The organism is Variovorax sp. P1_G12, from assembly GCF_056405555.1.
The window spans coordinates 1-21,938 of record NZ_JBFUBW010000020.1 but is presented as its reverse complement, the minus strand read 5'-3'; the positions used below and the strand labels follow the sequence as shown (position 1 = coordinate 21,938).

Genomic DNA, 21,938 nt, shown 5'->3' with positions numbered 1-21,938 from the left:
CAGGGGGCAACACCTGCGGCCCGGCGAAGCCGGTTCCGCGGTGTTTCACGAACAGACGATTGGAACCATCCGCAATGACCGAATTTCTCCCCAACTACGTCGCCGGACGCTGGCAGGCCGGCAGCGGCGCCGGCACGGCGCTCGTCGATCCGGTGCTCGGCACCGAGCTGGCGCGGGTCGACGCGACCGGGCTCGACCTCCCCGGCGCCTTCCGCTTCGCCCGTGAAACGGGCGGCGCGGCGCTGCGCGCCCTGACCTACCGCGAGCGCGCCGGCTTGCTGGCCGCGATCGTGAAGGTCCTGCAAACCCACCGCGACGCCTATTACGAGATCGCCACCGCCAATTCGGGCACGGTGAAGAACGACTCGGCGGTCGACATCGACGGCGCGATCTTCACCGTGGGGCAGTACGCCAAGTGGGGCGACGCGCTCGGCGACGTCCGCGCGCTGCGCGACGGCGAACCGGTCAAGCTCGGCAAGGAACCGCTGTTCCAGTCGCAGCACCTGCAGGTGCCCACGCGCGGCGTGGCGCTGTTCATCAACGCCTTCAACTTCCCGTCCTGGGGCCTGTGGGAGAAGGCCGCGCCGGCGCTGCTCTCGGGCGTTCCGGTGATCGTGAAGCCCGCGACCTCCACCGCCTGGCTCACGCAGCGGATGGTGCGCGACGTGGTCGAGGCCGGGGTACTGCCGGCCGGCGCGCTGTCGGTGGTCTGCGGCAGCTCGGCAGGGCTGATGGACCAGTTGGAACCCTTCGACGTGGTTTCGTTCACCGGCTCGGCCGAAACCGGCGCCGTGATCCGCTCGCACCCCGCGGTGGCGCAGCGCTCGGCGCGCGTCAACATCGAGGCCGACAGCCTGAATTCCGCCCTGCTGCTGCCGGATGCGGCGCCGGGCTCCGACGCCTTCAATCTGCTGGTGCGCGAAGTGGTGCGCGAGATGACCGTGAAGTCGGGCCAGAAATGCACCGCCATCCGCCGCATCCTGGTGCCCGCCGCGGTCTACGACGCCGCGGCGCAAGCCATCGGCGCCAAGCTGGCCGGCATCACCGTCGGCAATCCGCGCAACGAGGGCGTGCGCATGGGGTCGCTCGTGAGCCGCGCCCAGCTGGCCGCGGTGCGCGAAGGGCTGGAGGCGCTCAAGGCGCAGGCCGGCGTGTTGCACGATGGCAGCGCCGCGCCGCTGGTCGACGCCGACCCGGCCGTCGCCGCCTGCATCGGCCCGGTGCTGCTGGGCGCGCGCGATGCCGACGCGGCCGACCGCGTGCACGAGGTCGAGGTCTTCGGCCCGGTCGCCACGCTGCTGCCCTACCGCGACCTCGACCATGCGGTCGCGCTCGCGCATCGCGGCCAGGGCTCGCTGGTGACCTCGCTCTACGGCGCCGACGATGCCGAGCTCGGCCGGGTTGCCGTGCAGGTCGCCGCCAGCCACGGCCGCGTGCACGTGATCACGCCCGAGGTGGCGCAGGCCCAGACCGGCCACGGCAACGTGATGCCGATGTCGCTGCACGGCGGCCCCGGCCGCGCCGGCGGTGGCGCCGAGCTGGGCGGCCTGCGGGCGCTGGGCTTCTATCACCGCAAGAGCGCCGTGCAGGCCAGCCCCGGCGTGCTGGCGCAGCTCGGGCTTCAGCAGACAAGGACCGAAGGAGACACACGATGAACCTGCCCGACACATTCAACTTCGCCGAACACCTGTTCGTGCTGAACCGCGGCCGCGCCCAGAAGATCGCCTATGTCGACGACCGCGGCGCGCTCGGCTACGGCCAGCTCGAGGACCGCGCGCGCCGGCTCGCCGCGGCCCTGCTGGCGAGCGGCGCGCGACGCGAGGAGCGCGCGCTGCTGCTGATGCTCGACGGCAGCGACTGGCCCGTGAGCTTCCTCGGCTGCCTCTATGCCGGCGTGGTGCCGGTGGCGGTGAACACGCTGCTCACGGCCGACGACTACGCCTACATGCTCGACCACAGCGGCGCCACCACCGCGCTGGTGTCGGGCGCGCTGCTGCCGGTGCTGCAGGAGGCGATGGCGAAGGGACCGAACGCGCTGCGCACGCTGTTCGTCTCGCAGCCCGACGGCCCGCTGCCCGAGGGCGCGCGGAATTTCGACTCCGCCATCGCCGCCAGCGAACCGCTCGCGGCACCGGCGGCCACCGGTCCGCAGGACCACGCCTTCTGGCTCTATTCCTCCGGCTCCACCGGCAAGCCCAAGGGCACGGTGCACACGCACGCCAACCCCTGGTGGACCGCCGAGCTCTACGGCAAGCCGGTGCTCGGCCTGACCGAGAACGACATCTGCTTCTCGGCCGCGAAGATGTATTTCGCCTACGGACTCGGCAACGCGCTGACCTTCCCGCTGTCGGTCGGCGCCACCGTGCTGCTGATGGCCGAGCGCCCCACGCCCGATGCCACCTTCAAGCGCTGGACCGGCGCCCACAAGCCGACCGTGTTCTTCGGCGCGCCGACCGGCTTCGCGGGCATGCTCGCCTCGCCCCGCCTGCCGGCGCGCGAGGCGGTCGCGCTGCGCATGTGCTCCTCGGCCGGCGAGGCGCTGCCGGGCGAGATCGCGCAGCGCTTCCAGCAGCACTTCGGCTGCGAGATCGTCGACGGCATCGGCTCGACCGAGATGCTGCACATCTTCCTCTCCAACCGGCCGGGCGACATCCGCTACGGCACCACCGGCCGCCCGGTCGAGGGCTACGAGATCGAGCTGCGCGGCGAGGACGGCCGCCCGGTCGCGGTCGGCGAGGTCGGCGACCTCTACATCAAGGGCCCGAGCACCGCGCTGATGTACTGGGGCAACCCCGAGAAGAGCAGCGAGACCTTCCGCGACGGCTGGACCAAGAGCGGCGACAAGTACTCGCGCGATGCCGACGGCTACTACACCTATGCGGGCCGCAGCGACGACATGCTCAAGGTCAGCGGCATCTATGTCTCGCCCTTCGAGGTCGAGGCCACGCTGATGCAGCACCCGGCGGTGCTCGAGGCCGCGGTGATCGGCAAGGAGGACGCCGACGGGCTCACGAAGACCAAGGCCTTCGTGGTGCGCAAGGACGGCCAGTCGGTCAGCGACGACGAGCTCAAGGCCTTCGTGAAGGAACGCCTGGCGCCCTACAAGTACCCGCGCTTCATCGAGTTCGTGGAGGAACTTCCAAAAACCGCCACCGGAAAGATCCAGCGATTCCGTCTTCGCGAGCGGGAGCAGAAATGACCCCCACGTTCGGCACTTCGTGTCCTCTCTGCCCCCCGAGGGGGCGCGTTTCGCCTTGGGGCGGCCCGGCGGCGAAACCATGACCACCGACTCCGAATTCGCCGCCATCCGCTGGCGGGGAAAGGAAGTGCGCATCGAGTACGCGCGGATCGCCCCCGAACGCACCGACGCGCCGCTGGTGGTCTTCCTGCACGAAGGCCTCGGGTCGATCGCGATGTGGAAGGATTTCCCCGAGCGCCTGTGCGAAGCCGGCGGCTTCCGCGGGCTGGTGTTCTCGCGCCCCGGCTACGGCCGCTCGACGCCGCGCGGGGCCGACGAAACCTGGGATGTCGACTTCATGCACCGGCAGGCGCACGAGGTGCTGCCGGCGTTCTTCGAGGCGCTGGGCATCGCCGAGACGCCGTGGCTCTTCGGGCACAGCGACGGCGGCTCGATCGCGCTGCTCTACGCCGCGCGCTTCCCGGAACGGGTCGCGGGCCTGGTGGTGCTGGCGCCGCACATCCTCGTGGAGGACGTGACGGTGGCCAATATCCAGTCGGCGCGGCAGGCCTACCTGGAGACCGACCTGCCGAAGCAGCTGGGCCGCTACCACGACGACGTTGACTCGGCCTTCTGGGGCTGGAACCGGATCTGGCTGCATCCGCCCTTCCGGCAATGGAACATCGAGAACGAACTCGGCGGCATCCGCTGCCCGGTGCTCGCCATCCAGGGCATCGACGACGTGTACGGCACACTCCGGCAGATTCGAGGCATCGCCGAACGGGTGCCGCAGACCCGGCTGCTGGAGATCCCGGACTGCGGGCATTCCCCGCATCGCGATCAGCCCGAAACGGCGATAGTGGCGACCGTTTCATTCATCAAGACAGGAAGCCCCTCCTAGCATCCGCCCCGCGCGGGTGCCGGCGGTCATGGGGAAACTCTTACTTGAATCGTGAATAGTTTAGCTGTAAAGTAATTTCAATCAAACCGAAGGAGACCTCCATGAGCCACCGCATCGCACGCACCACCCTGACAGCCTTGGCACTCGCGTGCATCGCCACGCTGGGCCACGCCCAGCAGGGCAAGCTGAAGGTGGGCCTGATGCTGCCGTTCAGCGGCACCTACGCCGCGCTCGGCGTCGCCATCGAGAACGGCTTCAAGCTGCGCCTCGAGGAACAGGGCGGCAAGCTCGGCGGCCGCGAGATCGAGTTCGTCAAGGTTGACGACGAGTCGGACCCGGCCAAGGCCACCGACAACGTCAACAAGCTGATCAAGCGCGACAACGTCGACGTGATCATCGGCACGGTGCACTCGGGCGTGGCAATGGCGATGGCCAAGGCGGCCAAGGAAAGCGGCACCGTGCTGATCGTGCCGAACGCCGGCGCCGACGCCGTGACCGGCCCGATGTGCGGACCGAACATCTTCCGCAGTTCGTTCTCGAACTGGCAGCCGGCCTACGCCATGGGCGAGGTGGCGGGCAAGCAGGGCAAGAAGAAGGCCATGACCATCACCTGGAAGTACGCGGCCGGCGACGAGTCGGTGGCCGGCTTCAAGGAAGGCTTCGAGAAGGCCGGCGGCAAGGTGGACAAGCAGCTGACGGTGCCGTTCCCGAACGTCGAGTTCCAGGCGCTCCTGACCGAGATCGCGGCGGCCAAGCCCGACGTGGTGTATTCCTTCTTCGCCGGCGGCGGCGCGGTCAAGTTCGTCAAGGACTACGCGGCGGCCGGCCTCAACAAGACCATCCCGCTCGTCGGCCCGGGCTTCCTGACCGACGGCACGCTCGAAGCGCAGGGCGACGCCGCCCAGGGCATGCTGACCACGCTGCACTATGCCGACGGCCTCAACACGCCGCGCGACACCGCTTTCCGCACCGCCTACGCCAAGTCCTTCAAGCTGCAGCCCGACGTGTACGCGGTGCAGGGCTACGACGCGGCGCAGATGCTGGCCATCGGCCTCGCCGCGGTCAAGGGCGACATCAGCAAGAAGGCCGAGTTCGCTGTAGCCATCGAGAAGGCCAAGATCGACAGCCCGCGCGGCGCCTTCACGATCAGCAAGGCGCACAACCCGGTGCAGGACGTCTACCTGCGCAAGGTCGAGGGCAACGAGAACAAGATGGTCGGCGTCGCGGTCAAGAACCTGGCCGACCCGGCCCGTGGCTGCAAGATGTAGCTCGCCCCCAGGTTGCCCGGCACTTCGTGTCCGGGCGCCCACCCCCTGCCGGGGGCAACACCAGCGGCCCGGCGGAGCCGGTTCCGCGGTGTTCCCCGAAAGGGGAACTCACCTTTCAACGATCTCAAACTAGAAAACTGCTTGTGGACTTCGGTACCTTTCTTGTTCAGTGCCTGAACTCCGTGCAGTACGGATTGCTGCTGTTCCTGGTCGCCTCCGGACTGACGCTGATCTTCGGCATCATGGGCGTGATCAACCTGGCCCACGGCAGCTTCTACATGCTGGGCGCGTACATGGCGTTCGCGCTGTCGCCGCTGTTCGGCGACCAGTTCATCGTGATGCTGGTGGCGGGCGTGGTGCTCGCCGCGCTGTTCGGCTACCTGCTGGAGTGGGCGTTCTTCAGCTACCTCTACCAGCGCGACCACCTGCAGCAGGTGCTGATGACCTACGGCCTGATCCTGGTGTTCGAGGAACTGCGCTCGCTGCTGGTGGGCAACGACGTGCACGGCGTCAAGGCGCCGCCCTGGCTCGAAGGCAGCTTCGCGCTCGGGAGTCTCATGAGCTATCCCTGGTACCGCCTGTTCGCCTCGGCAGCCTGCGTGCTGCTGGCGGTCGGCCTGTACTACGTGGTCAACCGCACGCGGCTCGGCATGATGATCCGCGCCGGCGCCAGCAACCGCGACATGGTGCGCGGACTCGGCATCGACATCCGGCGGCTCTACCGCATCGTCTTTGCGGCGGGCGTTGCGCTGGCCGCGCTGGCCGGCATGATCGCGGCGCCGATGTCCTCGGTCTATCCGGGCATGGGCGCGAGCGTGCTGATCATCTGCTTCGTGGTGGTGGTGATCGGCGGCATCGGCTCCATCACCGGCGCATTGGTCGCGTCCCTGCTGGTCGGCTTCGTCGACACCTTCGGCAAGGTGTTCTTCGCCGAGCTGAGCGGCATGGGCGTGTACGTGCTGATGGCGATCGTGCTGATCTGGCGGCCCGAGGGATTGATGGGACGCAAGACCTGATGATGACCAAACTGAACCACTGGCTCCCCGTGCTCTGCGCGATCGCGCTGGGCCTGCTCGGCCCGATGCTGAGCCCCTACATGTCGGACCTGATCGTCAAGGTGATGATCCTGTCGATCTTCGCGCTGAGCCTCGAACTGCTGGTCGGCATGACCGGCCTCGTGAGCCTCGGCCATGCGGCCTTCTACGGCATCGGCGCCTACGCCACCGTGCTCGGCTCGGGCAAGGACGGCGGCTCGATCGCCTGGCTGCTGCCGCTGGCCATGGGCTCGGCCGCGGCGTATGCGCTGGCCGTGGGCGCCTTGAGCCTGCGCACCCGCGGCGTCTACTTCATCATGGTCACGCTGGCCTTCGCGCAGATGGCCTTCTTCGTCTTCCACGACACCGCGCTCGGCGGCGGCAGCGACGGCATCTACATGTACATCCGACCGGCCCTCGGCGCGCTCGACCTGGAGAACCGGACCGTGCAGTTCTTCTTCGTGCTGGCCGCGCTGGCGGCCACCTACGGCCTGCTGGCGCTGATCCGGCGCTCGCGCTTCGGCGCCGCGCTGGCCGGCATCCGCGTCAACGAGCAGCGCATGCGCGCGGCCGGCTTCCCGGTCTACGGCTACAAGCTGGCGGCCTTCGTGATCGCCGGCGCGCTGGCCGGGCTGGCGGGCTTCCTCGTGGCTTCGCGCGACGGCGTGGTCAACCCTGAACTGATGGCCTGGCACAACTCGGGCGAGGTGCTGCTGATGATCATCCTCGGCGGCCTCGGCCACCTGCGCGGCGCCGTGATCGGCGCGGTGGCGTTCACCTTGCTGAAGGAACTGCTCTCGACGCATGCCCTGGTCGGCCCGATGGCGGATCACTGGCAGCTCACGCTCGGGCTGGCCATCATCGCCTTCGTGGCGCTGCTGCCCAAGGGCATCATCGGGATTGCGGCGCGGCTGTCGCCGAAGGGGGCTGCATCATGAGCCGCCGGGCCGCTCCCAAGGCGAATACCGCAGCGCATGGCGCGGAGGTTTCTGAATGAGCACGCTTCTCGCAGTCGAAACGCTCACGCGCCGCTTCGGCGGCCTGGTCGCGGTCAATGCCGTGACGCTGGACTTGCGCCGCGGCGAGGTGCATGCGGTGATCGGCACCAACGGCGCCGGCAAGTCGACCCTGATCAACATGCTCTCGGGCGAAATCAGCGCCTCCGATGGCCGCATCACGCTCGACGGCGAGGACATCACGACGCGGGCGCAGTTCCGGCGCGCGCTGGCCGGCGTCGGCCGCAGCTACCAGCGCACCACGATCTTCCCGGAGTTCACGGTGCTGGAGAACTGCCGCCTCGCGGCGCAGGCCGCGACGCCCCGGCCGTGGGCGATCTGGCAGGCCTCGCGCGACTGCGCCGAGAGCAACGCCGCGGCCCGCGAGGCGCTGGCTGCGGCCGGCCTCGATACGGTGGCCGAGCGCATCGCGGGCACGCTGAGCCACGGCGCCAAGCGGCAACTCGAGGTCGCGATGTGCCTGGCGACCAGGCCGCGCGTGCTGCTGCTCGACGAGCCGCTGGCCGGCATGGGCGCCGAGGAGACCGAGCGCATGCTGGGCCTGCTCGCGAACCTCAAGGCCTCGCACGCGATCCTGCTGGTGGAGCACGACATGGACGCGGTGTTCCGCATCGCCGACCGCATCACCGTGATGGTCAACGGCACCGTGATCGCGACCGGCGATCCGGCGTCGATCCGCACCAACCCTGAAGTTCGCACAGCCTACCTCGGCGAGGACCATTGAAATGAAACACCCCCGAAGCGCCTGCGGCGCCTCCCCCTCAAGGGGGCGATACCAGCGGCCCGGCAAAGCCGGTTCCGCGGTATCCCTGGCATTGGGCTGTGCCGGTTTCATGCGTCGCGGATCACGCGGTCGCGTCGTGGAAAACTGAGATGCTGTCGATAGAAGACCTGAACACCTACTACGGCGACAGCCACATCCTGCGCGGCGTCGACGTCGAGATCCCGGCCGCCACTTCGGTCGGCCTGCTCGGGCGCAACGGCATGGGCAAGACCACGCTGATCCGCTCGCTGATGGGCTACGTGCGGCCGGCCTCCGGCCACGTGAAGCTCGACGGCCAGGAGGTCACCGGCTGGGCGCCCGAGAAGATGGCGCGGCGCGGCATCGGCTACGTGCCCGAGGGGCGCGGCATCTTCCCGAACCTGTCGGTGCGCGAGAACCTCGTGATGAGCGCACGCGCCGGCATCGACGGCAAGCGCGACTGGACCTTCGAGCGCGTGATGGCCACCTTCCCGCGGCTGACCGAACGGCTCTCGCACGGCGGCCAGCAGCTCTCGGGCGGCGAGCAGCAGATGCTGTCGATCGGGCGCGCGCTGATGACCAACCCGCGGCTCATGATCCTCGACGAAGCCACCGAAGGCCTGGCGCCGCTGATCGTGGCCGAGATCTGGCGCGTGATCGCCGACATCCGCTCGACCGGCATCGCCACGCTGATCGTCGACCGCGACTGGCGCAAGGTCCTGGGCCACACCGACCGCGCGGTGGTGATGGAGAAGGGACGCATCGTGCGGCACGGCCCGTCCGCCGATCTGGTGGCCGAGCCGGCCGTGCTCGAGGAACTGCTCGGCGTGTGAGCATCCCGGCGGCGCGAGGAATCGCGCCGCCATGAAGCTATCGGGGCTGGCGACCGTACGCGATGGTCCGCACCACGCCCGAGCGCAGGAACACGGTGGCGACCATCTCGCCCGGCCCGCGCTCGTACAGCCACTCCTCGACCTGCTGGCACGGCACCACCGCCGATGCGAAAGGCTCTGGAACCACATTGAGGGTGCCGGCGTAATACACCGGCGCACAGTAGGTGTCCGTGAGCACCGGCTGACCGCACTTGTAGATGACGGACAGCCGAGAGTCGCCCTCCGAGACGATGCCGCCGGCGCACCGCAGCGACTCCGCGGTTGCCAGGCATGGCAAGCCGACCAAGACCGTGATGCACGCGAGCTTCAGGAGCTTCATGGCCGTTTCTTTCATTCCGCCTTGCCATTTTGCTCCCCCGGCCAGCAGTCCTTGCGCCATCGGAAGCGATGACCTTGTCCGGCATCAGCTTCGCGAACGGATGGGCGGCGTCGAGCTGTGCAGCAGGCGCAGGAGGTCGGCCTGCCTGGAGGTATCGGTTTTCGAGAAGATGCGCTGCAGGTGGGTACGAACCGTCGTCTCGCTGATGCCGAGCATGTCGGCGGCCTCCATGCCGCCCAGGCCCTGCGAAAGCGCAAGCAGCACGCGCAACTCGCCGCCGGTGAGCCCATGCAGCCTGGCGAAGGCTTCCCCCGGCATCAGGGGCACTTGAACAGGATCCTGCATGAACACGGCGACCGAAGCCGCAAACGGTGCAAGAACGCCGCGGCGCTGACCGCTCTGGACCGGAAGGAGGGTCGCCACGCAGCCGCCGCCGATGCCATTCGGGATCGCCACGGAGTGTTCGCGCGTTTCCATGTCGGCGTCGTCGCGTGACGCCTTCTCGATCGCCTTCGCCAGCGCAACGCCGGCCGCCGGGTCGACCGGAGAAAGCCGATGGTTCACGAGACGAATCGAACTGCCGGCCTCGACCTGGCGCTCGGCCGCACGGTTCATATGGACCACGTGACCATCGCGCGCCGTGAGGAAGACACCGGCTGCGACTGCGTCCAGGGTCTTTTCCAGCATCTCCGACTTCAGCGCCCGGATGTCGAGCGCATCGGAGATGGCGAGTGCACGGCATACATGCGGAGAAAGAAGCTCGAACAGGCGCAGGTCGTGCTCTTGGTAGTTCGGCGCCCTCTGGCTGCGTGAGGCGTGCAATGAAGCCATGCGACCTCCGGTTCGCAGCGCGGGAAACCAGATGATGTCCATCAGTCCGAACGGCTCCAGCACCTCTCGAAAGAACCGGCTGTCGACGAACTGGGGGCTCTCGGTCGAGAGGGCGCTGACGTCGCCGATGTTCGAGACGACATCCGCGACGGCCATCGGGCTTTGCGCGTACCGGCTGCCCAGCATTTCAAGGAACTCGGGCTGGTACCCGAAAACGAACAACTGGTCGTTCTGGACGTGCCGCAGATCATGGACGCAGATGCCGCCTGCCGTGCTTTCAGAGAGATCTGCAATGCTTCGGCAGGTGGCCGGCCATTGCTGCGGGTCCAGTGCGCAGTCGTAGATCGCTCCGATCACGTCGGACAGCTGCTGGGCGGAAATTCCCTCCAAGCCGATCACGTTAGAGCCTTCCTGGGCGAGCACCCGGATCGACGATACCAGCGCAGGCCGATGTGCACCAGCGAACTTGCACCACCGCCCCCCGGTATCGACCGCCGCTCTTTGCCCTCCCCCTTGGGCATTCCGTCGTGCCCCTTGGTGCAAAAACGAGCCTCGCTGCAGGACACCGCCTCCCAATTCAGGTCATCCACGGCAAACTCCGCCCTCCTAAGAGGAGGACTGCATGGGATTTCGGAAGTTGGGATGGGCTGCGAGTTGGGTTTCGGGTCTCGCACTCGGGTTGTGCGCCGCGGGCGCCTCGGCGACAGAGGGAGGACTGGGCCGCCCGGTTTCCGGAACGACCGTGCAGGCCAACGGCGGCATCGTCCTGCCGGAGCCGGCCTGGATCGTCAATTTCAGCCAGATCTATCTCGACGGCTCGATCGGCGGCAGCCGCCTGGTTCCCCTGGTCGGCCAGACCTCGATCGGCATCGACGCGAAGATCTCCTTCACGATGGCCACGGCGATGAAGGTGTGGGACACCGGACCCGGGGCATGGAACTTCGCCTCGAGCATCACCGTGCCCTACGTCTGGACCGAGGTCAACGCCAACCTCACGGCCGGCGCCCGCCAGGGCGCTACCAAGGACACGGCGTCGAACCTGTTCGACCTCTATTTTTCGCCCATCATCGCCGGCTACCATTTCTCGAAGACCGAGCACATCGCGCTCAGCTTCAACATCTGGGCCCCGACCGGGACGTACGACCCGGCGAACCTGGCCAACCCCAGCTTGAACAACTGGACCTTCGTGCCGCAGGCCGCGTACACGCGGATCTTTCCGGAGGGCGGATGGCAGCTGGACGCCGTGGCCAACTTCCAGTTCTACACGCGCAACAAGGACACCGACTACCAGAACGCGCCGCAGTTCGTGCTCGACGTCATGGGCACGAAGAAGTTCGGCAACGGCGTCAGCGCGGGCCTGGTCCTGGGCACGGTCCAGCAGCTGGGCAGTGACAGCGGGCCGACCGCCGACAAGCTCAATGGTTTTCGCGGCTATGACTGGGCATTCGGGCCGATCGTGAGCTATGACACCAAGCTGTCGGGCGGCAGCCCGCTGTCGCTGAGCTTGCGCTGGGTTCCCACCATCAGCAGCAAGAACCGTCTCGACAGCCGCAAGACGGTCATGGCGGCGGCGACGCTGGTGTTCTAGGGTCCCAGGGGCCCTGCGCTCAGATCTGATCCACGAAGCGGCGCAGCCCTTCCAGGTCGACGACGGTAATCCCCCCGTATTCGATCTGCAGCAACCCCGCCGCACGCAGCCGGCTCAGCGCCGCGTTGCAGCGCTGCCGCGACAGTCCCGACAGGTTGGCGATCTCCTCCTGCGAGGTTTCCAGGTGAGCCTGCCCCAGCGGATGCAGCCAGGGATGGAACAGCCCCGCGATCGCGCGCGCCACCTGGCTGTCGGCGTCGAGCAGCCGCTGCGCCGCGTAGTTGCCCATGAACCAGTGCAGCCGCTCGTTGATCTGCACCAGCAGGAAGTGGTTGAAGCTCATCTGGGTGCGGTGCAGCCACTCGAAGGTCTCGACCGGCAGCACCGCCACCCGGCTGTCGCGCAGCGCGATGATGTCGGCCGTGCGCGGCACGGCGCGCAGCAGCGTGCCCTCGCCGAACCAGCTGCCGACCGAGAGGCCGCCGAAGGTGACCGAGCGGCCGTCGTCGGAGGTGATCGACCACTTGAGCAGGCCCTCCAGCGTGCCGTACCAGTGCAGCGGCGCCTCGCCGCGCCGGCACAGCGCCGCCCCGGCGGCCACGTGCTCCTCGCGCATCTCGTCGAGCACGCGCGCCTGCGCCTCGGGCTCCAGGTGGACGAACCAGCCCGACAGCTCCAGCAGGCCGGGAATGGACAGCGAGAGCGATGCGTGTTGCCTGCGGGCCGGCTTGTTGTGCATGAAAGTGGTGCGCCTCGTAAACCCTGACCCCAAATGTCGTCGCGATGACTGCGCAGGTCGGGGCAGCCAAAAATAATACTCCGCTGTTCACAGGAGACACCCCATGTCGAAGCGCAAAGTGATCGTGACCATCGCCCCCACCGGCGGCATGGCCCACAAGTCGCAGAACCCCCACCTCCCGACCCAGCCCGCCGAGATCGCCGCCGACGTGGTGGCCTGCTGGAACGCCGGCGCCAGCGTCGTCGCGCTGCATGCGCGCCGGCCCGACGACGGCGCCACCTGCGATGCCAGCGTCTACCGCGACATCAACACCCGCATCCGCGCCGCCGGCTGCGACATCGTGATCAACAACTCCACCGGCGGCGGCGTGCACGGCGACATGGTCAAGCCGCTGCCGGGCGGGCGCTGGGAGATCGCCTTCGAGGAGCGCCTGAAGGGCATGGACGCAGGCGCCGAGATGTGCACGCTCGACGCCACCACGCTGAACCTGTCGTTCGAGGGCCGGGACATCCTGATGGACACGCCGCTGTCGAAGGGCCGCGAGCTCGCGGCCGGCATGAAGGCGCGCGGCATCAAGCCCGAGTGGGAGGTGTTCAGCCCGACCCACATCCTGCAGGACACGAGCACGCTGATCCAGGAGGGCCTGGACGACGAGCCCTACTTCATCAACCTCGTGATGAACGTGCACCGGAACTTCCAGAACGCGATGCCGTATTCGCCGCGCAACCTGCAGATGATGGTCGACACGCTGCCCAAGGGCGCGATCTTCGGCGTCAGCGGCATCGGCCCGTCGCAGCTCGAGGCCAACATCGCCGCGCTGCTGCTCGGCGGCCATGCGCGCGTGGGGCTGGAGGACAACCTCTACTACCGGCACGGCGAACTGGCGACCAACCTGCAGCTCACCGAGCGCATCGTGCGGGTGATCCGCGAGATGGACATGGAACCCGCGACGCCGGCCGAGGCGCGCGAGATGCTGGGCCTGCCGAGGGTCGGCGCGCCGCGGCCCGAGTTCGCGCCGCGTTGACGCGGGAGGCCATGCAAATGCTCACCGCAACACCCCATGCGCAGCGGGTCGCAGTCGTCGCGACCGGCGTCATCGGCGCGAGCTGGACCGCGTATTTCCTGGCCCGCGGGCTCGACGTCGATGCCACCGACCCCTCGCCGGGCGCCGAGGCGCGGCTGCGCGAGGCGGTGGCGCAGCACTGGCCGACGATGGAGCGCTTCGGTCTCGCCGACGGGGCAACGCCCGATCGGCTGCGCTTTCACGCGCGGCTCGAGGACGCCGTGGCCGGCGCCGACTTCGTGCAGGAGAACGGCCCCGAACGCATCGACATCAAGATCGACCTGTTTCGCCGCATGGACGCGGCGGCGCCGCCGGCCACGCTGCTCGCCTCGAGCTCCTCGGGGCTCGCGATCAGCGGCGTGCAGTCCGAATGCCGGCATCCGGAGCGCGTGGTGCTGGGCCATCCCTTCAACCCGCCGCACCTGATCCCGCTGGTCGAGGTGGTCGGCGGCGAGCACACCTCGGCCGATGCCATCGCGCGCGCGATGGCGTTCTACACCGCGATCGGCAAGCGGCCGATCCACGTCCGGCGCGAGATCAAGGGGCACATCGCGAACCGCCTGCAGGCGGCGCTGTGGCGCGAAGCCTTCCACCTGGTCGACCAGGGCGTGGCGTCGGTGGCCGACATCGACACCGCGATCGCCCAAGGGCCCGGCCTGCGCTGGGCGTTGATGGGCCCCTTCATGAACCTGCATCTGTCCGGCGGCGCCGGCGGCATCGCGCACCTGCTCGACCACCTGGGCGGACCGATCGAAGACTGGTGGCAGGACCTGGGCGCGCCGTCGATGACGGCGGCGCTCAAGCAGCGGGTGGCCGAGGGCGTCGCCGCCGAACTCGGCGGCAGGCGCAGCGCCGAACTCGAAGCGGCGCGCGACACCCTGCTGCTCGACCTGATCCGCGCCAAGGCGGCCTCGGGTTCACTGGAATGAAGAATCGCGTGATGGACGACAACGGCTTTCCCGACGACCCGGACCCGATCGCGCCGCCGCGCACCGTGCGCATCGATCTGGACGACGGTTCGTTCGTGCTGCGCTCGCCGGTGGCACTCCGGCCCTATGCGCGGTGCGTCGGCGAATGGCTCGAGCGCTGGGCGCGCGAGACGCCCGACGCGCTGGCGCTGGCCGAACGCGAGGACGCCGTCGCAGGCTGGCGCCAGCTCGACTACCGTGCGCTGCGCCGCGCGGTCGGCGCGGTCGCGCAAAGCCTGCTCGACCTCGGCGTGCCGAAGCACCGGCCGGTGGCGATCCTCTCCGACAACGCGATCGACCACGCGGTGCTGATGCTCGCGACGATGCACATCGGCCGCACCGCCTGCTCGCTCTCGAGCGCCTACTCGCGGATGGCGAAGGACCCGGCGCGGCTGCACGGCATGCTGCGTGCGCTCGATCCGGCGCTGATCTATGCCTCCGACGCCAGGCTCTATGGCCCGGCGCTCGAGGGCTGCGGGGTCGACGCGCTCACGGTGTTCAGCCGGCAGGCCGATGCGCATCCGGGCGCCCTGCCCTTCGAGCGCCTGATGCAGGCGCAGGAGACGCCGGCCGTGATGCAGGCCTTCGAGGCGATCCTGCCCGACGACCCTGCCAAGTACCTGCTGACCTCGGGCTCGACCGGCCGGCCCAAGGTGGTGATCAACACGCACCGCATGCTGTGCGCCAACCAGCAGATGATGGCCCAGACCTGGCGCTTCCTGAATGCCGAGAAGCCGGTGCTGGTCGACTGGCTGCCGTGGAGCCACACCTTCGGCGGCAACCACAACTTCAACATGGTGCTCTGCCATGGCGGCGCGCTCTACATCGACGAAGGCCGGCCGGCACCCGGGCTGATCGAGAAGACGGTGCGCAACCTGCGCGAGGTGCGCCCGACGCTGCTGTTCAACGTGCCGCGCGGCTACGACATGCTGCTGCCGTTTCTCGAAGCGGACGATGCGCTCGCGGCCGAGTTGATGTCCCGGCTGCGGCTCGCCTTCTATGCGGCCGCGGCGCTCGCGCCCTCGACCTGGCAGCGGCTCGACGCGGTGGCCCGGCGCGCGCGGCCGGCGCAGCCGTTGTGGCTCACCACCTCCTGGGGCGCGACCGAAACCTCCCCCGCCATCACCTCGGCGCACTGGCGGCTCGACGGCGCGGGCTGCATCGGCGCGCCGCTGCCGGGGCTGGAGCTGAAGTTCGTGCCCAACGGCGACAAGCTCGAGATGCGCGTCAAGGGCGTCACGGTGTTCCCGGGCTACCGCCATGCGCCGCGCGAAACCTCCGAGGCCTTCGACGACGAGGGCTACTACCGCATCGGCGATGCCGGCTTTCTCGTCGATGCTCAGCGGCCGGAGCGCGGCGTGATGTTCCACGGCCGCGTGGCCGAGGACTTCAAGCTCGCGAGCGGCACCTGGGTCTCGGTCGGCACGCTGCGCGTGGACCTGGTCTCGCGGCTCGCGCCGCTGGCGCAGGACATCGTCGTCACCGGGCACGACCGCAACGAGATCGGCATGCTGGTCTTTGCGAGCCCGCAGGCCGCGGCGTTGCCGCCGGCCGAGTGGAAGGCCGCGCTGCTGCGCGTGATGCGCGAGCTGCGCGACGCCGGCGCCGGCTCGTCCCAATGCCCGGTGCGTGCGCTGGTGCTCAACGCACCGCCCGACATCGACGCCGGAGAGATCACCGACAAGGGCTATATCAACCAGCGTGCGGTGCTCGCGCGGCGCGCCGCGGCGGTCGAGCGCCTGCACGCCGACGCGCACGACCCGGAGGTCGTCCGGCTGGCTTGACGGCGTCGCCGGGGGCGCGGCGGGCACGACCGCGCGCAGCAAGCTACCCCAGCGGCTCGAGCACCATGAGTCCTGCCGCCGTGTTCGAGATCGGGATGTGGTAGTTGGCGTGCACCGCGCGCACCTTCTCGGGCAGGGCGCCACGCGCGACCAGCCAGTTGAGGATCTCCACGCCCTGGGTGCCCGCGAGTCGCACCAGCTCGACGGTCGAGAACCGGGTGGCCCAAGCCGGGTCGGAGCGCATGCTCTCCATGAACTGCAGGTCGAAGTCCTTGTTGATGAAGCCGGCACGCTCGCCATCGAGCTGGTGCGACAACCCGCCCGTGCCCATCACGACCACGCGCTCGTCGCCCGGCCATGCCGCCACCGCGCGCGCGATCGCCTGGCCCAGCCGATAGCAGCGGGCTGCCGACGGCAACGGCGCCTGCACCGTGTTGACGCACACCGGCAGCACGCGCACCGGCCATTTCATGTCCGGCCAGCACAGCGCCATCGGCAGCATGGCGGCGTGGTCGAGCATCATCTCCTGGCAGGTGGTGAGGTCGAAGTCCTCGGCGACCAGCGACTCGATCAAGCGCCAGGACAGCACCGGATCGCCCTGCAGCGGCGGCAGGCTTGGAATGCCCCAGCCTTCGTCGCCGTTGTGGTATTCCGGCGCAGCGCCGATCGCGAAGGTCGGCATCTTGTCGAGGAAGAAGTTCAGCCCGTGGTCGTTCGAGACCAGCACGACGACGTCGGGCCGGACTTTCGCGAGCCAGTCGCGCACCGGCGGGAAGCCGTCGAAGAACGGCTTCCAGTACGGATCGTTCTGCAGGCCCTTCTCGATCGCCCGGCCGATCGCCGGCACGTGGGAGGTGGCGATGCCACCAACGATTCTTGCCATGGCTCAACCCCTTGCGGCCAGCAGCCTGGCCTTGAATTCGTCCTTGGTCATGCCGGTCTGCTGGGCCCCGATATCCTGCATGTCGAGACCGAAGATGCCGGCGAACTTGGCGAGGTAGTACGCGTTGCCGCCGGCCTCGATCAGTTGCAGCACGTTGCGATTTCGGATTGCTTCACGCTGCTGGGGATTCAGCCCGAAAGCCGCGCAGTAGGCATCTTCGTCCGCCACGAAGGCCGCCCGGCTCGCGGCCTGGTTGAACGAGTAGCACATCTTGTTGAGCGCATAGCCCTTGCGGGCCTGTTCGCCGTCGAAGATGGTGGTTCCAGGTACCGGCTGCCTCGGATTGGGTGTTGGCAAGAGAGTCTCCTTCGTCGTTGTTCCCGGCGCCTTGATCCGAATCAAGTTTCGAGCGACATGCAGTTGCCGGCGCCATGGGTTCAGTATCCACTCGGGGCCTACGCCGATCAACGCACAGACACTCATTCCAGCCATGAGCCGATTCGATCATTTGGACCTCGACGGCCACTTGCTGCAACTGCTGCTGGCGGTGCTCGAAGAAGGCTCGGTCACACGTGCGGCGCAGCGCCTTGGCGTCACCCAGTCGGCCGTCAGCCATCTCCTCGACAAGCTGCGCGCCATCGTCGGCGATCCCCTGTTCGTGAAGTCCGGGCGCGGCATCGTGGCCACCGCGCATGCGCATGCGCTGGCATCGCGCGCACGCGTCATGCTCGACGAGCTGCGCAGCTTCAGCAACGCCGCCGGCTTCGATCCGGCCACGCTCGTCGCCACGGTGACGATCGCCGCCAACGACCTGCAGCGCGACCTGCTGCTGCCCGCGCTGCTGCGGCATGTTCGACGACAGGCGCCGGGCTTCGCGCTGCGCGTGATTTCATCCGGCGCACCGTCGGCCGAGATGCTGCGCGACGAACATTGCCAGCTCGTGATCACGCCGCGCCCGCCGTGCGCCAGCGACGTGCTGCAGAAGCGCCTGTTCGAGGACCAGTACCGGGTCTTCTACGATGCCAGCCAGCGAGAGCCGCCGCACACCCGGGACGAGTATCTGGCCGCCGAACATGTGACGGTGCTGTACGAGCCTCGGCGCCGGCTCGACATCGATGACGAGCTGGCCGAACGCGGCGTGCAGCGGCGCTTCGTTGCCCAGCTGCCGAGCTTCGCGGGCATCGGTCCATTCCTGCTGGGCGGCGATTCGATCGCCACGCTGCCCAGCCTGCTGCGCGCCCATCTGCTGCGCGACCTCGACATGGCGCCGGTGCCCCTGGCTTGTCCGTCGATGCCGATGTACATGGTCTGGCACCTGCGCCACCAGGCCGATCCGATCCACCGCTGGCTGCGCGAGCAGCTCGAGCGGGTGGTGGAGCCGGCACTGGCCGCTGCAACCATCGCCACCCCTGCTTAGGACGATGGCGCCGAAATTCGCGCGAGGGCTTCCTCAGCGGCCGGACGGCGGGCCCGGCGGGAAGTCGGCGAACATCCGGTCGAGCGCGCCTTGCACCGAGGCGTTCAGGCGCGACGGATCGTCGGGCAGGATGCCGGCCGCGTTGCCGCGCCAGATCGCCCGCCGGCTCTTGGCGTCGAACATGTCGACCACCAGCGTGCCCGCCCGGTACGGGTCGGTGGACATCGTCACGCTGTCGGGCACGGGACCGAATCCGAGCCAGGTGAGGTCGTGGCCGATGCCGCTGTAGAAGGTGTTGTAGGTCTGGCCGTCACGCGTCGTCACGTGGGCCGCGACATGCACCTCGCCGTCGGCGACCCGCTTCCAGCCGCGCGCCTGCAGCCGGGCGTCGATGCCCTGGATGATGCTCTGCGGCACCAGCGGTGCGTCGCCCGCGGGGGCGATCCAGCTGTAGCTGCGATAGCCGTCGAACCTGGCCTTGGCATCGAAGTCGGTCTTGACGGTCACCGGGCTCGCGCAAGCGGCCAGCAGCATCGCCAGGGCCAAGGCAAGGATTCGTCCGATCATTTTTTCTCCTGTGGGGGCAGCGCGTCCGGCGGACGCCAATGCAGCGGGATGGTACAGCCCGTGCCTGCGCCCCCGGCGCCGGGCCTAGACCAGGCTCGCCGCCGCGCTCGACAGGTGGCCGTTGGTGCGCGCGTAGTGCAGCGCCTGGGTCCGGCTGTTGACGCCGATGCGCCGGTACAGGCGCCACATGTGGACCTTGACCGTGTCCTCGCTGATCGCGAGCCGCTCGGCCATCTCGCGGTTGCCGAGCCCCTCGGCGATCAATTGCACCAACTGCCCCTGGCGCTTCGTCAGGCTGGCGCCGCTCTCGAGCGCCGGCGCAGCGGGCGCGTCTTCCGGGTCGGAGTCGGTCTCCAGCAGGCCCTTCAGCGCCTTGATCAGTCCCGCGGCGTCCAATGCCTTCTCGATGTAGATGTCGGCGCCAGCCGCGAGGCACAGCGCCTCCATGTCGGCGGCGGGCAGTGCGGAATAGACCGCGATCGGCACCTCGGGATGGTCACGCCGAACCGCCTGCACGCCCGAGCAACCCTGGGTGTCCGGCAGGTTCAGGTCCAGGCAGATCAGGTCGGCGGCGCCATTGCGCTCGACCGCGCCGGCCAGCTTGTCGAGGCGGTCGATCTCCACGATGCCCGCGGCCGGACGCAACCGCCGCAGCATCAAGGCAATGGCGTCCCTCATCATCGGGTGGTCGTCGACCACATAGAAGACGTTGCGCGCTTTTCTCATTGCCAGTTTCTTTCCCGCTCGACATGTCACGGCGAACGATTGCGCCGAAGCCCGCGAGCGTAGTGGACGGCGACGGCGACGGCGAGCGACTCGCCGCATCTCGAACGCACCGACCGCGACGAATGTCTCAGTTCTCGCGATTTCTTCGACTTCAGAAATCGACCGCGATTGCCGAAATGCAAGCACTGCAACCAACCGCCCTACGAGATCGACATGTCCAGACTCATTGTCCTGACCCGCCACGGCAGCGTCCGGCAGGTCAACATCAGGGGGCCGATCACGACCATCGGCCGCGACCCGGCCTGCGGGGTTCACATCGACAGCCTGGGGGTCAGCCGCCATCACGCGGCGATCCACTGGACCGGCGACCGCTTCGTGCTGACCGACCTGGCAAGCCGCAACGGCACCTTCGTCAACAAGACGCGGATCCGCGAGCGCGCGCTGGCCAACGGCGATGCCATCAGTGCCGGCGACTGCGAGCTCCGCTTCCTCTATGCCAGCCAGGCGCTGCCGAGCGAAGACGCCCTGCGGCTGATCACGGTGTCCGACGACCCGATCGATATCGATGCCGCCCGCGAACGCAGCGACTGGGCCACCTTCTTCCGCCAGGGCCGCGCGGCGAGGCCTGCCGACGCACGCCGGCACGGCCGCAGCGAAAGACGGGCCTGAAACAAGGCGCCAGGTCGCCGCACCGACGGCGCTTTGCTCGACCTGCGTGATTCGGGCGGATGGAGCGCGCCCTCAAGGTTTCCGGCGGGCTGCCGATATACCCCTGCGTTCTCCCTCTGTCCCACCTGGAATCACGGCCATGTTTCTGAGCAATTTCTCGATCGGCAGGCGCCTGGCGCTTGTGCTGGGCGCCATCCTGGCGCTGTTCCTCGCCAGCAGCGTGTTCGCGGTGCTGAAGCTGCGCGACCTCGGCGTCGAGATCGACGGCATGGTCAACGACAACGTCAAGACCGAGCGCGCCGGCGCCGACTGGCTGCGCCACACGACCTCCGGCGTGCAGCGGGCGGCGGCGATCGCCAAGAGCAGCGATCCGAGCCTGATCGCCTACTTCGCGCCGGCCACCGCGGCCGCCATCAAGGACACCAACGCGCTGCAGAAATTCATCGAGGGCCAGATGACCGAACCCGAGGAGCGCGCGCTGTTCCAGAAGGTCGGCGAGCTGCGCCGCGAATACCTCGCGGCGCGCGAGGAGGTCAGCAAGCTCAAGCTGGCCGGCGACCTCGAGGGCGCCGACCGCGTCTTCAACGCACGCTTCGAGCCGACGTCGGTCAGCTACCTGGCCGGCGTCCAGCAGATGGTGGACCTGCAGCGCGCCGGCCTCGATGCCGCGGCGCAGCGCGGCCAGGCGCTGCGCGCGCAGACCAGCATGCTGCTGACCGTCTGCACCGCGGTGACGCTGGCGCTGGGCAGCCTGCTGGCCTGGGGCCTCGCGCGCAGCATCACGCTGCCGCTGCGCCGGGCCGAGACCACGGCGCAAGCCATCGGCCGGATGGACCTCAGCGGCACGCCCGAAACGAACTACGCCAAGGACGAGACCGGCCTGCTGCTGCGCGCGATCGACGGCATGCGCACGGCGCTCCAGGCGTCGTTGCAGCAGGTGCACGGCGTGGTCGCGAACGTGTCGACCGCCAGCACGCAGATCGCCACCGGCAACCAGGACCTGTCGTCGCGTACCGAAGAGCAGGCCAGTTCGCTGGAACAGACCGCGGCCTCGATGGAAGAGCTCACGAGCACGGTGAAGCAGAACGCCGACAACGCGCGGCAGGCGAACCAGCTGGCCGTCTCGGCCTCCGAGGTGGCGGTGCGCGGCGGCAGCGTGGTGGGCCAGGTGGTGGGCACCATGGGCTCGATCAACGCCTCCTCGCGCAAGATCGTGGACATCATCGGCGTCATCGACGGCATCGCCTTCCAGACCAACATCCTGGCGCTGAACGCGGCCGTGGAAGCCGCGCGCGCCGGCGAGCAGGGCCGGGGCTTCGCGGTGGTGGCGTCGGAAGTGCGCAGCCTGGCGC

Annotated in this window: 22 protein-coding genes; 15 read left to right on the top strand and 7 right to left on the bottom strand. The window is 68.7% G+C overall.

The genetic code is table 11. The features are described 5' to 3' along the window. The first annotated feature begins 74 nt into the window (after positions 1-74). The 8 genes from AC1D2O_RS22100 to AC1D2O_RS22065 all read left to right on the top strand — a co-directional run bounded on the left by AC1D2O_RS22100 (position 75) and on the right by AC1D2O_RS22065 (position 8,972). Positions 75-1,655, top strand: a complete 1,581-nt coding sequence (locus AC1D2O_RS22100; RefSeq protein WP_478087913.1) for a 3,4-dehydroadipyl-CoA semialdehyde dehydrogenase — start codon at positions 75-77, stop codon at positions 1,653-1,655. Further along, complete coding sequence (locus AC1D2O_RS22095) at positions 1,652-3,199, top strand: benzoate-CoA ligase family protein (protein WP_478087912.1); 1,548 nt, start codon at positions 1,652-1,654, stop codon at positions 3,197-3,199. The genes AC1D2O_RS22100 and AC1D2O_RS22095 overlap by 4 nt, the downstream gene beginning before the upstream one ends. Before the next feature lie 79 nt (positions 3,200-3,278). Next, positions 3,279-4,079, top strand: a complete 801-nt coding sequence (locus AC1D2O_RS22090; protein ID WP_478157915.1) for an alpha/beta fold hydrolase — start codon at positions 3,279-3,281, stop codon at positions 4,077-4,079. Between the two features lie 101 nt (positions 4,080-4,180). Further along, a complete protein-coding gene (locus AC1D2O_RS22085) occupies positions 4,181-5,347 on the top strand; it encodes an ABC transporter substrate-binding protein (protein WP_478157914.1) in 1,167 nt (388 codons plus the stop codon). Positions 5,348-5,490: 143 nt separating this feature from the next. After that, on the top strand, positions 5,491-6,363 hold the full coding sequence (locus tag AC1D2O_RS22080; protein WP_478088220.1) for a branched-chain amino acid ABC transporter permease: 873 nt from the start codon (positions 5,491-5,493) through the stop codon (positions 6,361-6,363). After that, entirely contained in the window at positions 6,363-7,319 is a 957-nt protein-coding gene (locus AC1D2O_RS22075) for a branched-chain amino acid ABC transporter permease (RefSeq protein WP_478157913.1), read from the top strand. The genes AC1D2O_RS22080 and AC1D2O_RS22075 overlap by 1 nt, the downstream gene beginning before the upstream one ends. A 55-nt stretch (positions 7,320-7,374) precedes the next feature. After that, positions 7,375-8,121, top strand: a complete 747-nt coding sequence (locus AC1D2O_RS22070; protein WP_478088224.1) for an ABC transporter ATP-binding protein — start codon at positions 7,375-7,377, stop codon at positions 8,119-8,121. A 149-nt stretch (positions 8,122-8,270) separates the two neighbouring features. Next, positions 8,271-8,972, top strand: a complete 702-nt coding sequence (locus AC1D2O_RS22065; RefSeq protein ID WP_478088226.1) for an ABC transporter ATP-binding protein — start codon at positions 8,271-8,273, stop codon at positions 8,970-8,972. A 37-nt stretch (positions 8,973-9,009) separates the two neighbouring features. Here the strand turns inward: AC1D2O_RS22065 and AC1D2O_RS22060 are convergent, their stop codons facing one another. Then, entirely contained in the window at positions 9,010-9,366 is a 357-nt protein-coding gene (locus tag AC1D2O_RS22060; RefSeq protein ID WP_478157912.1) for a DUF2845 domain-containing protein, read from the bottom strand. 69 nt (positions 9,367-9,435) lie between these two features. After that, positions 9,436-10,758: a helix-turn-helix transcriptional regulator gene (locus AC1D2O_RS22055; RefSeq protein WP_478157911.1), complete on the bottom strand. Its 1,323-nt coding sequence runs from the start codon at positions 10,756-10,758 to the stop codon at positions 9,436-9,438. Between the two features lie 46 nt (positions 10,759-10,804). Here AC1D2O_RS22055 and AC1D2O_RS22050 point away from each other — a divergent pair, with 46 nt between their 5' ends. After that, positions 10,805-11,770 carry a SphA family protein gene (locus tag AC1D2O_RS22050; RefSeq protein WP_478088232.1) on the top strand — a complete coding sequence of 322 codons (966 nt, stop codon included), beginning with the start codon at positions 10,805-10,807 and terminating at the stop codon, positions 11,768-11,770. Between the two features lie 19 nt (positions 11,771-11,789). On the opposite strand, the gene AC1D2O_RS22045 is transcribed toward AC1D2O_RS22050, so the two are convergent. Further along, the gene (locus AC1D2O_RS22045) at positions 11,790-12,509 is read right to left on the bottom strand and encodes a Crp/Fnr family transcriptional regulator (protein WP_478088234.1); all 720 of its coding nucleotides are present in this window, start codon (positions 12,507-12,509) and stop codon (positions 11,790-11,792) included. Positions 12,510-12,612: 103 nt separating this feature from the next. Here AC1D2O_RS22045 and AC1D2O_RS22040 point away from each other — a divergent pair, with 103 nt between their 5' ends. Genes AC1D2O_RS22040 through AC1D2O_RS22030 form a run of 3 tightly spaced genes read left to right on the top strand, consistent with a single transcriptional unit; the run spans position 12,613 to position 16,324 of the window. Then, positions 12,613-13,533: a beta-keto acid cleavage family enzyme gene (locus AC1D2O_RS22040; RefSeq protein WP_478088236.1), complete on the top strand. Its 921-nt coding sequence runs from the start codon at positions 12,613-12,615 to the stop codon at positions 13,531-13,533. 17 nt (positions 13,534-13,550) lie between these two features. Then, positions 13,551-14,501 (top strand): 3-hydroxyacyl-CoA dehydrogenase NAD-binding domain-containing protein, encoded by a 951-nt coding sequence (locus tag AC1D2O_RS22035; protein WP_478157910.1) that lies wholly within the window; start codon positions 13,551-13,553, stop codon positions 14,499-14,501. After that, positions 14,498-16,324, top strand: coding sequence for a feruloyl-CoA synthase (locus AC1D2O_RS22030; protein ID WP_478088241.1), 1,827 nt, complete (start codon positions 14,498-14,500; stop codon positions 16,322-16,324). Before AC1D2O_RS22035 ends, AC1D2O_RS22030 begins: the two co-directional genes overlap by 4 nt. Before the next feature lie 43 nt (positions 16,325-16,367). On the opposite strand, the gene AC1D2O_RS22025 is transcribed toward AC1D2O_RS22030, so the two are convergent. Together AC1D2O_RS22025 and AC1D2O_RS22020 are read right to left on the bottom strand one after the other, a co-directional pair. Next, positions 16,368-17,207: a class III extradiol dioxygenase family protein gene (locus AC1D2O_RS22025; RefSeq protein ID WP_478088243.1), complete on the bottom strand. Its 840-nt coding sequence runs from the start codon at positions 17,205-17,207 to the stop codon at positions 16,368-16,370. Positions 17,208-17,210: 3 nt separating this feature from the next. Beyond that, complete coding sequence (locus AC1D2O_RS22020; RefSeq protein WP_478088245.1) at positions 17,211-17,564, bottom strand: protocatechuate 4,5-dioxygenase subunit alpha; 354 nt, start codon at positions 17,562-17,564, stop codon at positions 17,211-17,213. 133 nt (positions 17,565-17,697) lie between these two features. Between AC1D2O_RS22020 and AC1D2O_RS22015 the strand changes: the two genes are divergently transcribed. Then, a complete protein-coding gene (locus AC1D2O_RS22015; RefSeq protein ID WP_478088247.1) occupies positions 17,698-18,624 on the top strand; it encodes a LysR family transcriptional regulator in 927 nt (308 codons plus the stop codon). 33 nt (positions 18,625-18,657) lie between these two features. On the opposite strand, the gene AC1D2O_RS22010 is transcribed toward AC1D2O_RS22015, so the two are convergent. Both AC1D2O_RS22010 and AC1D2O_RS22005 read right to left on the bottom strand, forming a co-directional pair. Continuing rightward, entirely contained in the window at positions 18,658-19,191 is a 534-nt protein-coding gene (locus AC1D2O_RS22010) for a DUF4136 domain-containing protein (protein ID WP_478088249.1), read from the bottom strand. A gap of 84 nt (positions 19,192-19,275) precedes the next feature. Beyond that, on the bottom strand, positions 19,276-19,917 hold the full coding sequence (locus AC1D2O_RS22005) for a response regulator transcription factor (RefSeq protein ID WP_478088251.1): 642 nt from the start codon (positions 19,915-19,917) through the stop codon (positions 19,276-19,278). A 213-nt stretch (positions 19,918-20,130) separates the two neighbouring features. Between AC1D2O_RS22005 and AC1D2O_RS22000 the strand changes: the two genes are divergently transcribed. Next, positions 20,131-20,586 carry an FHA domain-containing protein gene (locus AC1D2O_RS22000; protein ID WP_478088253.1) on the top strand — a complete coding sequence of 152 codons (456 nt, stop codon included), beginning with the start codon at positions 20,131-20,133 and terminating at the stop codon, positions 20,584-20,586. 139 nt (positions 20,587-20,725) lie between these two features. Next, positions 20,726-21,938, top strand: a 1,213-nt coding sequence (locus AC1D2O_RS21995) for a methyl-accepting chemotaxis protein (protein ID WP_478157909.1), incomplete at its 3' end; no start/stop codon positions are given.